Raw genomic sequence first — 9638 nt, forward strand, 5'->3', positions numbered from 1 at the left:
GGGTGCCTGTACCGGCCTCTTCGCAGCACAAGGCTGCTCCTACAGGTCGGTACAGGCATCACCAGAGGCGGCCAGGTGCTGAGCTCCGTCAGAACAGCACCGTCCTGCAGTCAGCTCACGAAGCGTTGATCCAGATGGTCTTCAACTCCGTGTACTGATCGTGCGCCCAGATGGACTTGTCGCGCCCACCAAAGCCGGACTCTTTGTAGCCTCCGAATGGCGTCGAAGCATCGCCTTCGCCGAAGCAGTTGACCGTGACCACACCCGCGCGGATTTCCCGCGACAAGCGCAGGGCATTGCGCAGGCTGCCGGTGTAGGCCGAAGCCGCCAGGCCGTAGATGGTGTCGTTGGCCAGCTCGATCGCTTGGTCAATGGTATCGAAGCTGGTCACGCTCAGCACCGGCCCGAAGATTTCCTCGACGAACAACCGATTGTCAGGCGTCACCCCGTCAACGATGGTCGGTTGCACGAACACGCCCTGCTCGGTCTCACCGCCCTGCACCACGTTGAGCTTCTGCTCGGCGGCATATTCCAGGTAAGACTTCACCTTCTCGAAGTGCGCTTTGCTGACCATCGCCCCCAAGCGGTTTTCCGGGTCTAGCGGGTCGCCCAGCTTCCAGTCCTTCAAGTGCTTGCCGATCAGCGTCAGCAGCTCGTCCTTGACGTCCTTGTGCACGATCAGGCGCGAGGACGCGGAGCAGTTTTCGCCCATGTTCCAAAACGCACCGGCGGTAACGAACTGGGCCACTTCGTCCAGGTCTTCACAGTCGTTCATGACCACGGCCGGGTTCTTGCCACCCAGCTCCAGCACGATGCGCTTGAGGTTCGACTCGGCGGCGTATTTCAGGAACAGGCGGCCGGTGTCGGTGGAACCGGTGAAGCTGACCATCGGGATGTCCATGTGGCGGCCGATGGCTTCGCCCACTTCACGGCCACCGCCTGGCACCAGGTTGAACACACCCGCCGGTACGCCGGCCTGATGCGCCAGCTCGGCCACGCGCAGGGCACTGAGGGTGGTTTCCTTGGCCGGCTTGACCACGATCGAGCAACCGGCCGCCAGCGACGGGGCAATCTTCCAGGCCAGCATCAGCAGCGGGAAGTTCCACGGCAGCACCAGGCCGACTACACCGATGGCTTCACGCACCACCATGGTCACGGCTGCATTGCCGGTGGGGGCGGTGTTGTCGTAGATCTTGTCGATCAGCTCGGCGTGCCAGCGAAGGGTGTGGATGGTTTCCGGCACGTCGACGTTCTGGCATTCGCTGACCGGCTTGCCGCTGTCCAGTGCCTCCAAAACCGCCAGTTCGTGGCTGTTGTCTTCCAGCAGCTGGGCGAACTTCAGCAAGATGTGCTTGCGCTCAGCGGGTTGCAGTTTCGACCACGAGCCGTCTTCGAAGACACGCTTGGCCGCCGCCACGGCAACGTCGACATCCTGCACGTCGCAGGCGGCGACCTCGGCCAGCTGTTTGCCAGTGGCCGGGTTGGTGGTGACGAAGGTACGGCCCGAGACGGCATCGCGGAACTCACCGTCGATGAACGCCTGGGTGCGCAGCTGCAGGTCGGCGGCGATGGCCGCGTACTGTTCCTTGCTCAGCAATTCAGCCATGGTCAGGCACCTCCGGTGATCTGGGCGATGTTGCGCTTGAGTTCAGTGACCACGCGCTCGAGTGCCTGCTTCTCGGCGGCATCCAGGTCGTACAGCGGCTTGCGCACGCCACCGGTGCTCAAGCCGTTCAGCGCGCAGCCGTACTTGATCGACTGGACGAACTTGCCACCTTCGAGGAAGTCCATCAGCGGCATCATGGCGGCCATGATGCGGCGGCCTTTGGCGAAGTCCTTCTCGATCACGCAGGCCTCGAACAGGGCCACGTGCTCACGCGGGATGAAGTTGGAACCGGCGCAAACCCAGCTCTGCGCGCCCCAGGCAAAGAACTCCAGGGCCTGGTCGTCCCAGCCGCACGACAGCTGGATGTTCGGGCGCTGGATGGCCAGGCGGTGCAACTGGGCCACGTCGCCCGAGCTCTCCTTGATGGCGACGATGTTTTTCACATCGGCGACCGCATCGAAGAATTCCTCGCCCATGCCCACACTCATGCGGCCTGGGTAGTTGTAGAGCATGATCGGCAGGCCGGCAGCCGCGTCGACCGCTTTGACGTGCAGGGCGATTTCCTGTTGGGTCGGCAGCGCGTACGGCGGCGTGCCCACCAACAGCGCGTCGGCCTTGATTTCCTTGGCGTGCTTGGCGAAGGCCACGGAGTCTTCGGTGCGGATCGCGCCGGTGCCGATGATCAGCGGCAGGCGGCCATTGAGCACGTCCTTGGCCTGGGCGGCCAGTTCGATGCGCTCTTGCGCGGTGTGGGCGTAGTACTCGCCGGTGGAGCCACCGATGATCACGCCGTGGATTTTCGATTCGACCAGGTAGTCGAGTACTTCGGCGAACGCCGCCTTGTCGATCGAGCCGTCCGCAGCCAGCGGAGTGATTGCCGGGGTGTAGATGCCTTCGAATTTCACGGTAGGTTCTCCAGTGCGTTGTTCAGGGGTGTAGAGGCCACAGCGGTTCTACGCTGCGGCGGCTTTTCGAATAGCTCAGCTCAGCGATGCCGCTTGCTGCAGGTTCAATGAACGGGTTTCCGGGGCCAAGGCGACAGAGACGGCCAGGCCGACAAACGTGACGGCGGCGGCGGCATACATGGTTGCGCCGATGCCATAGTTGTCGAGGGCGATGGGTACCAGCCAGGTACCGACAGCAGCACCGACCCGCGACATGGAGGTGCCCACGCCCACGGCGCCGGCACGGATTTCGGTGGGGAACAGCTCGTTGGGATAGACCAGTTGCAATACCTGGGCACCGCCGATGAACAGTGCATAAGCACCGAACAGCACCAGAATCAGCAGCTCGCTGCCATGGCTGAACGCCGCCAGGCCCAGCAGCGCCAGCCCCGACCAGAAGAAGCTGTGCAGCAGCGTGGTGCGCCGACCGAGGGTGTTGAGCAGGCGGGTGCCGATGATGCAACCGACCACGAACAGGAAGGTGATGGCGACCGAACCGATCGATGCCCAGTCACCCTTGAGGTTGAGCGCGCCCAGCACTTTCGGGGCGAAGGCGTACACGGCGAACACCGGGATCACCGAACAGGTCCAGAACAGGGTGACGAACAGCATGCGCTTGCCATACCCGGAGTGCAGCAGGCTGAGAAACGACAGCTTGCGGGCCTTGGGCTCTTCCGGCAGGTTGCGCAGCGAGAAGCCATTGCCATAGACCCGCTTGATCACCTGTTCGGCCTCGGCCGAGCGGCCCTTGCTGATCAGCCAGCGTGGCGATTCCGGGGTGCCCAGGCGAATGGCGAACAGCAGCGCGCCAATTACCGCTGCACTGGCCAATACCAGGCGCCAGGCATCATCGCCACCGTGGCGCAGGATCGCCTCACCGACCATGTAGGCGGTCGCGGCGCCGGCGAACCACAGCACCGTCAAGGTGGCCAGGCGCGGGCCGCGGTTCTTCTTGGGCAGGAACTCCACCAGCAGCGAGGTGGCCACCGGGTACTCGATGCCCACCGCAATGCCGATGGCAAAACGCAACAGGAACAAGGCCAGCGCCGACTCCACCCAGAACTGCGCAAGCGACGACAGAATGAACAGGGTCGGGCCGACGAAAAACACACGCTTGCGGCCAAAGCGGTCGGTCAGCCAACCGCCGAAAAAGCCACCGAAGAAAATGCCGATCAGCGCCGAGGCGGCGATCATGCCCTGCCAGAAGCTGGTAAGGCTCAGGCCCGCGGACATTTGCACCATTGCCACGCCGATGATGCTCAACACATACCCATCGACGAAAGAGCCCCCGCCGGAGCGCAGGGTCAAAAACTGGTGAAAACGGTTGATCGGTACATCTTCAATCGAAATATTCGGACTTGTCATTGTTGTTCCTACCACTTCTTCTGCATGCACGTTTTCAAGGCGAGCGCGTCCGCGAAACTGAAAACAGCCTTCAGCCCCGGGTCATCGGACATGACATCTCGATCATCAATTTCGGGCAAAGCGCGCCCGTGCCGGGCAAAGCCGCCCGACGTCAAATATTCAATGGCCTAACTTACAAAACGATCAGCTTTCTTTGCCCGCGCGCAGTTGCCCCCACATCAAGTTGGCGTTCAAGCCCAGGGATACCAAGGGCTGCGGTGGATTCGCGCAAGGCCCGGGGGCATTGAGCAAAAACTCGATAAGTTCGTTTTTGTCACCGGCCAGCCAGTCGGCCAGCAACTTCCCGGTGACCGTGCCGCGGGTAACACCCAGGCCGTTACAACACAGCGCGCCGACCACATTGGGCGCCAACTGGCCAAAGAACCCCATGTGATTACGCGACAACGCCAGGGCGCCGCCCCAGGTGTATTCAAAGTTCACGTCGGGCAACATCGGAAAGCGTCGGGCAAAGGATTCGCGGTGGCGTTGAACGAAACGGTCCAGGTACTTGCGGTTGCTGCGCCCGTCCGGGTTGAAGCTGAAGCTGTTGCGCACCAGCAAGCGGTTGTCGACGGTACGCCGCAGGGTGGTGCCGAATGGGTCGGCGGGGATCACGCCCCAGTAGGGTTTGCCACCCAGGCGGGCCTGCTCGTCTTCGGTCAGCGGGCGGGTGATGCTGCCATAGGTGAACACGGGCAACATGCGGCCCTTGAGGAAGCCGAAGCTCATGCCAAAGGCATTGGTGGTGAGCACCAGCTTGTCAGCAGTGATCGAGCCCTTGGCGTGGCGCAGTACCACTTTGTCACCGTACTCGACGTCAGTGATCGGCGTGTGCTCGTACAGCGAAACGTTACTCGGCAAGCTGTCGGCCAGGCCTTTGACCAGCGCCGAAGGCTGCAGCAACGCGGTACCCGGCGTGAACAAACCCTTGCGGTAGAAGTGCGTGCCGATGTGTTCGGGCAGGTCGCGACCTTCGATCACTTCATAGGGCTGGCCGAGTTTGTCCAGGCCTCGACGGTAGGCATCGAGCACGGCAATGCCACGATCCTCGACAGCGGCCTGGTATTTGCCACAGTGCCGAAACTGGCATTCGATGCCATGGCGCTCAATCAGCTCCTTGAGGTACGACTGCCCACCCAGGTTGAGTTTGAGCACGGTCTTGGCAGTATCGATGTCGCCGATGTAGTCCTCGGCGCCGATGTCATGGGGCAGGTCGATGGCAAAACCGGCGTTGCGCCCGGAGGTGCCAAAACCGACTTCCTGGGCCTCGACCAGCACAACCTCGTCATGCGGAAAGTTCGTTGCCAGCTGGCGAGCAGCGGCCAGCCCGGTGAAGCCGGCACCGACCACCACCCAGCGCGCCTGGCTATGGCCACTGTGGGCCGGCCGTGGCGTGCGGGGTGTGCTCAGGTGATACCAACCACAGGTGGCATCATCGGCAGGTAACGAGCTTATTCTTGTCATGTCACTAACCTGGATCTTGTTGTTGACGAGCGATCAGCGCCAGTGGCGACGACCTGGAAACCTCATATCTGAATCGGTACATCCAGCCCTTGCGGTGCGGCGTATTCAGCCATGCGCCGGCGCGACAGCTCGAAGTGCTCACGCACCAGTTGCCCGGCGCGCGCGGGGTCGCGGCGTTCGATGGCATCGATCATCTGGTCATGCTGGTCGCAGGCGGTTTCAAGGTCCTGTTGCATGTCATCAGTGGTCGGGTGGCGATAAAAAATCTTGCCCAGGCGGGCATGGTCGATAAGCAGGCGGCGCAGGCTCGGCATCAGGTAGTCGTTGTGCGCCATCCTGCCGATTTCCAGGTGGAAGGCGTCGTTGTAGACCACCCGGTTTTCCACATCACGCGCTTCGATGGCCTGGCGAAACTGCGCCTGGATAGCCTTGAGCGCCTCGATTTCCGCTTCGCTGGCGTAGGTAGCGGCCAACTGGGTGGTGGCGATATAGATGAGCGGCGCGGCGACGAAAAAGCTGTGCAGCGAATCGTGGTTCATCGCGGCAACCCGTGGCGCGCGGTTGGCCTCGAGCTCGATATAGCCTTCGGCGGCAATCTGGCGTAGCAGCTCACGCACCGGTGGGCGCGACAGCCCAAACTCGTCACACAGGGCCAACTCGTCCACCACAGCGCCGGGGGCCAGTTCCATGCTGAGGATCCGGCGGCGCAGCGCTTCGGCGAGGACGGCCTTGCGGTCCTGCGGCGCTTCTTCGCTGATGGCTTGTACGGTGGCTTTCATGGCGGCCTTCTTTGTTGTCATAGCGCTGTGTCTACTATTTGTATAACGACTATAGGGCACTGTTAGACAATGTGTCTACAGCATTTTCGATGAGCGGTTGAATCTCTGGATCGCCCGAATTTAAAGGGCTTCGCGGTTTTAAAGGGTGAGATTAAACACCTGGCCCGCTGCATTGCCAAACCGGACAAATAACTGCCCAGACAAGACATTTTTCAGGTGCTGGCGCTGAATGGCAATGCGCAGGCCGTGCGCCTGGCAACCATTCGGCACAGCGAATGAACGGCTGCGAGCCCCCTGCGGTCAGCTGCTTACACTTCATACGGAGGGCTTGCCATGCTCGATATCCATTCCGCTGCGGCGTCGCCGGAGCACAATGTCCAGGGTCTGGAAAGGGTCGGTTCGCTGGCCGGCGGGGCGCTGATGTTCAGCAAGGGGCTGCGCCATGGTGGCCTGGTCGGGCTGCTGCAGATGGTGGTGGGCGGTATGGCCGTGGCGCGCGGGGTCAGCGGGCATTGCTCGACCAAGGCCTGGTGGCAGCGGCATCGTCAGGAATACAACCGGTTGCGCGCGGACATCGAAGACAGTGCAGCGCAGTTGCAGGCGTTGAAGGCGAGTGCCAAGGCCGCTACCCGCGGGGTGACGGTGACAGGAAAGGACCCGTTGACTGGCCTTTGATTTTGTTTTTGCCTGTGCCGGCCTCTTCGCGGGGCAAGCCCGCTCCCACAATTACCTCACTGATCCTGAGAGCAGTGCATTGCTCCATTGGTCCTCAGAGCAGTGCATTGCTCATTGGCCCATTGGTCCTCAGAGCAGTGCATTGCTCATTGGCCCATTGGTCCTCAGAGCAGCGCAATCCTGTGGGAGCGGGCTTGCCCCGCGAAGAGGGCGGCAGAGGTGACACAAATCGCTAGCGCAACACCTTGCTCTGCAACACCTCAGACCGCCGCCCCAGCACACGCTCGCTGATCTGCACGAACTCCTCGGTGCTGACACTCGGCAAGCGCATCAGCGCCCGCGCCACGTCATCCAACGAACGCTTGGCCTGGGTGTGGATGCGGATCTCCTTGTCCAGGGCCTGCAGCAACAGCACCCCTCGGGCAACCTGCGCCGGGTTGGCCTGCTCTCCCTTGAGCTGGGTAACCTTGGCAGCCTGCTTGCTCAAACGCGCCTGCCAGGCCTCGTAGCGGTCATCGCTGACCCCGCCTGCCCGGCGCAACAACTCACTGGCGTAGTAATCAGTCAGGCTCTCGATCAGCCAGTCACTGCCTTCACGGCCATGAATCTGCGCAAACAGTTGCACCAATTCGCGCAACAACGGGCTGCTGCCATTTTCGCTGATCATCGGCCGGGCACTGTGCATGTACAGCGACCCCTGCGCCGCCATCGCACCGCGCCACATGCCATCCCGGGCGCCGACCAACAGCAGTTTGGGTGGGTTACGCGGGAACACGGCCTGCAATTGCGGCCAGACGAACGTCAGCAGGGTCAGGCTGTCCATGCGCCGCATGCCCTGCCCGACTGGCGCGGCAACGGTGACTTCAGTCTCGCCCAGCCGCGCCCGGCGGCTGCCCAGGTCTCCCGCCAGCATCCAGCCAGTGGGGCGGTCGAACAGGCGCGAGACGTTGTCGATGCGGAACTTGTCCTTGCCGATGCGCGGCCAGGAGGTTTCGATGCTTTTCCAGCCTTCTGGCAGGTCGAACCACAGGCGTGCCACCAATTCGGTACCGTCCTGCTGATCGAGGCGCGCGGGCGGTACCAGTTGGTCGCCGAGGAACAAGGCCCAATGGGGCGTGATACGCGACGAATAAGCGCCACTGCGCAGCTTTTGGTCCAGTTGCACGCGGTAGCTGAGGCTGGTCTTGCCGGGCGCCGGGTGCCACACACCGCGCTCGCCCTTGTCTGCGACTTGCCATTGGCCGTCAGCCTGGAAGCCACTGTAAGTACCGGCCTTGCCCAGCTCGAAGTCGAGGCTGCGCACGCTGCTGCCTTCGGCCAGGGTCAGGCGCACTTCGGCCTGGCCATTGGCTGGCAACAGGCGCACGTGATAATCCAGGTCGACTTTCTTCGCCCAGGCCGGCGAACAGGCCATCAGGCTCAGCAGCAACAACAGCTGGCAACGCATACAGAAACTCCTTGTTTCCCAGAGGCGACGGGGCGCGCCGGTCAGCTGGCGCGAAAAATCAGGTGGTCTTCCCAGTCGTCTTCATCGACATCATGCTCACTGAGCATACGCCCTGACTGGGAAATACGCTGTTCATGGACCTGCTGGCGATCGCCGCAGATCAAGTGGTGCCAGTCAGGCAGGTCCTTGCCTTCGCTGACCAGGCGGTAACCGCAGGTGCTTGGCAGCCACTTGAACTGGTCGGCCTTGCCTGGGGTCAGCTGGATGCAGTCGGGCACGTGGGCGAAGCGGTTGGGGTAGTCGCTGCACTGGCAGGTGTCGAGGTCCAGCAGTTTGCAGGCAATGCGCGTGTAATAGATGCTGTTGTCGTCCTCGTCCTCGAGCTTTTGCAGGCAGCACAAACCGCAGCCGTCACAGAGCGATTCCCACTCTTGCGGGCTGAGTTGTTCGAGGGTTTTGCGCCGCCAGAACGGCGCGCTGTCAGCGATCATCACACGGGTTTCCTGCATTCATCATCAGTGCGCGGCGCGCGGCGGCGCCAGTCTAGAGCCTGGCCTTCGGCAAAGCCAGACCGCTTGTCAGTCATGACGGGACGCAGTAGCGTGCGGTTTTCCCATCCGCTTGCAGGAACAGCCATGAGCGCCACCCCCCGTATTGCCGATTACGCCATCAACGAGCAGTTCATCAACCGCTGGTCGCCACGGGCCTTCACCGCCGAGCCGATCAGTGAGGAGACCCTGCTGAGCTTTCTGGAAGCCGCGCGCTGGGCGCCTTCGGCGTACAACTCGCAGCCTTGGCGCTTCCTCTATGCCCGTCGCGACACCGCGAACTGGGAGCGTTACCTGAGCCTGCTGGTGCCGTTCAACCGCAGCTGGGCGCAACAGGCGTCGGCGCTGGTGCTGATCATCTCCAAAACCACCTTCGCAGCGCCTGGCGCCGCTGAAGAAAGCCCTGCCCTGTGGCACACCTTCGACACCGGCTCCGCCTGGGGGCACTTGGCCCTGCAGGCCAGCATCAGCGGTTGGCACACCCACGGCATGGCCGGTTTCGACAAGGACCTGGCACGTAGCGAGCTGAAGGTACCGGAAGGCTACGAGCTGCATGCCATGGTGGCGATCGGCAAGCTGGGCGACAAGGCGACCTTGGCTGAGGCGCTGCAGGCGCGTGAAGTGCCGAGCTCGCGCCGGCCGCTGAGCGAGCTGGCAGCTGAGGGGGATTTTAGCCTGTAAGCTTTTTTTGGCTGTACCGGCCTCTTCGCGGGGCAAGCCCGCTCCCACAAGTACCCCGCAGGCCCAAGGTCGGCGCGGTACTTGTGGGAG

General features: G+C 62.6%; 9 protein-coding genes. 2 read left to right on the top strand and 7 right to left on the bottom strand.

Annotation, left to right across the window (positions count from 1 at the left end; all coding sequences use genetic code 11):
- Nucleotides 1-115 precede the first annotated feature (115 nt).
- From OO306_RS09810 to OO306_RS09830, 5 genes are all read right to left on the bottom strand, one after another.
- Nucleotides 116-1606 carry an aldehyde dehydrogenase gene (locus tag OO306_RS09810; protein WP_265968512.1) on the bottom strand — a complete coding sequence of 497 codons (1491 nt, stop codon included), beginning with the start codon at nucleotides 1604-1606 and terminating at the stop codon, nucleotides 116-118.
- A gap of 2 nt (nucleotides 1607-1608) precedes the next feature.
- Nucleotides 1609-2511 (bottom strand): dihydrodipicolinate synthase family protein, encoded by a 903-nt coding sequence (locus OO306_RS09815; protein ID WP_265968513.1) that lies wholly within the window; start codon nucleotides 2509-2511, stop codon nucleotides 1609-1611.
- A 75-nt stretch (nucleotides 2512-2586) separates the two neighbouring features.
- Nucleotides 2587-3915: an MFS transporter gene (locus OO306_RS09820; protein ID WP_238215911.1), complete on the bottom strand. Its 1329-nt coding sequence runs from the start codon at nucleotides 3913-3915 to the stop codon at nucleotides 2587-2589.
- A 183-nt stretch (nucleotides 3916-4098) separates the two neighbouring features.
- Nucleotides 4099-5418 carry an FAD-binding oxidoreductase gene (locus OO306_RS09825; protein WP_265968514.1) on the bottom strand — a complete coding sequence of 440 codons (1320 nt, stop codon included), beginning with the start codon at nucleotides 5416-5418 and terminating at the stop codon, nucleotides 4099-4101.
- A gap of 62 nt (nucleotides 5419-5480) precedes the next feature.
- Entirely contained in the window at nucleotides 5481-6197 is a 717-nt protein-coding gene (locus OO306_RS09830; protein WP_186680931.1) for a GntR family transcriptional regulator, read from the bottom strand.
- A 333-nt stretch (nucleotides 6198-6530) separates the two neighbouring features.
- Between OO306_RS09830 and OO306_RS09835 the strand changes: the two genes are divergently transcribed.
- Nucleotides 6531-6872, top strand: coding sequence for a YgaP-like transmembrane domain (locus OO306_RS09835; protein WP_027594612.1), 342 nt, complete (start codon nucleotides 6531-6533; stop codon nucleotides 6870-6872).
- A gap of 232 nt (nucleotides 6873-7104) precedes the next feature.
- Here OO306_RS09835 and OO306_RS09840 read toward each other — a convergent pair whose 3' ends face one another.
- Complete coding sequence (locus OO306_RS09840) at nucleotides 7105-8319, bottom strand: hypothetical protein (RefSeq protein WP_238215907.1); 1215 nt, start codon at nucleotides 8317-8319, stop codon at nucleotides 7105-7107.
- 41 nt (nucleotides 8320-8360) lie between these two features.
- Nucleotides 8361-8810, bottom strand: a complete 450-nt coding sequence (locus OO306_RS09845; protein ID WP_027594614.1) for a YcgN family cysteine cluster protein — start codon at nucleotides 8808-8810, stop codon at nucleotides 8361-8363.
- Between the two features lie 144 nt (nucleotides 8811-8954).
- Here OO306_RS09845 and OO306_RS09850 point away from each other — a divergent pair, with 144 nt between their 5' ends.
- Nucleotides 8955-9548: a nitroreductase family protein gene (locus OO306_RS09850; protein WP_265968518.1), complete on the top strand. Its 594-nt coding sequence runs from the start codon at nucleotides 8955-8957 to the stop codon at nucleotides 9546-9548.
- The last annotated feature ends 90 nt before the right edge of the window (nucleotides 9549-9638 follow it).

This window comes from Pseudomonas sp. DCB_AW (assembly GCF_026240895.1).
GTDB classification, from domain to species: Bacteria; Pseudomonadota; Gammaproteobacteria; order Pseudomonadales; family Pseudomonadaceae; genus Aquipseudomonas; species Aquipseudomonas kermanshahensis.

Bases quoted from the DNA above. Each gene is read 5' to 3' on its own strand.
- OO306_RS09810 (WP_265968512.1), bottom strand. From the start codon at position 1,606: ATGGCTGAATTGCTGAGCAAGGAACAGTACGCGGCCATCGCCGCCGAC.
- OO306_RS09820 (WP_238215911.1), bottom strand. From the start codon at position 3,915: ATGACAAGTCCGAATATTTCGATTGAAGATGTACCGATCAACCGTTTT.
- OO306_RS09825 (WP_265968514.1), bottom strand. From the start codon at position 5,418: ATGACAAGAATAAGCTCGTTACCTGCCGATGATGCCACCTGTGGTTGG.
- OO306_RS09830 (WP_186680931.1), bottom strand. From the start codon at position 6,197: ATGAAAGCCACCGTACAAGCCATCAGCGAAGAAGCGCCGCAGGACCGC.
- OO306_RS09835 (WP_027594612.1), top strand. From the start codon at position 6,531: ATGCTCGATATCCATTCCGCTGCGGCGTCGCCGGAGCACAATGTCCAG.
- OO306_RS09840 (WP_238215907.1), bottom strand. From the start codon at position 8,319: ATGCGTTGCCAGCTGTTGTTGCTGCTGAGCCTGATGGCCTGTTCGCCG.
- OO306_RS09845 (WP_027594614.1), bottom strand. From the start codon at position 8,810: ATGATCGCTGACAGCGCGCCGTTCTGGCGGCGCAAAACCCTCGAACAA.
- OO306_RS09850 (WP_265968518.1), top strand. From the start codon at position 8,955: ATGAGCGCCACCCCCCGTATTGCCGATTACGCCATCAACGAGCAGTTC.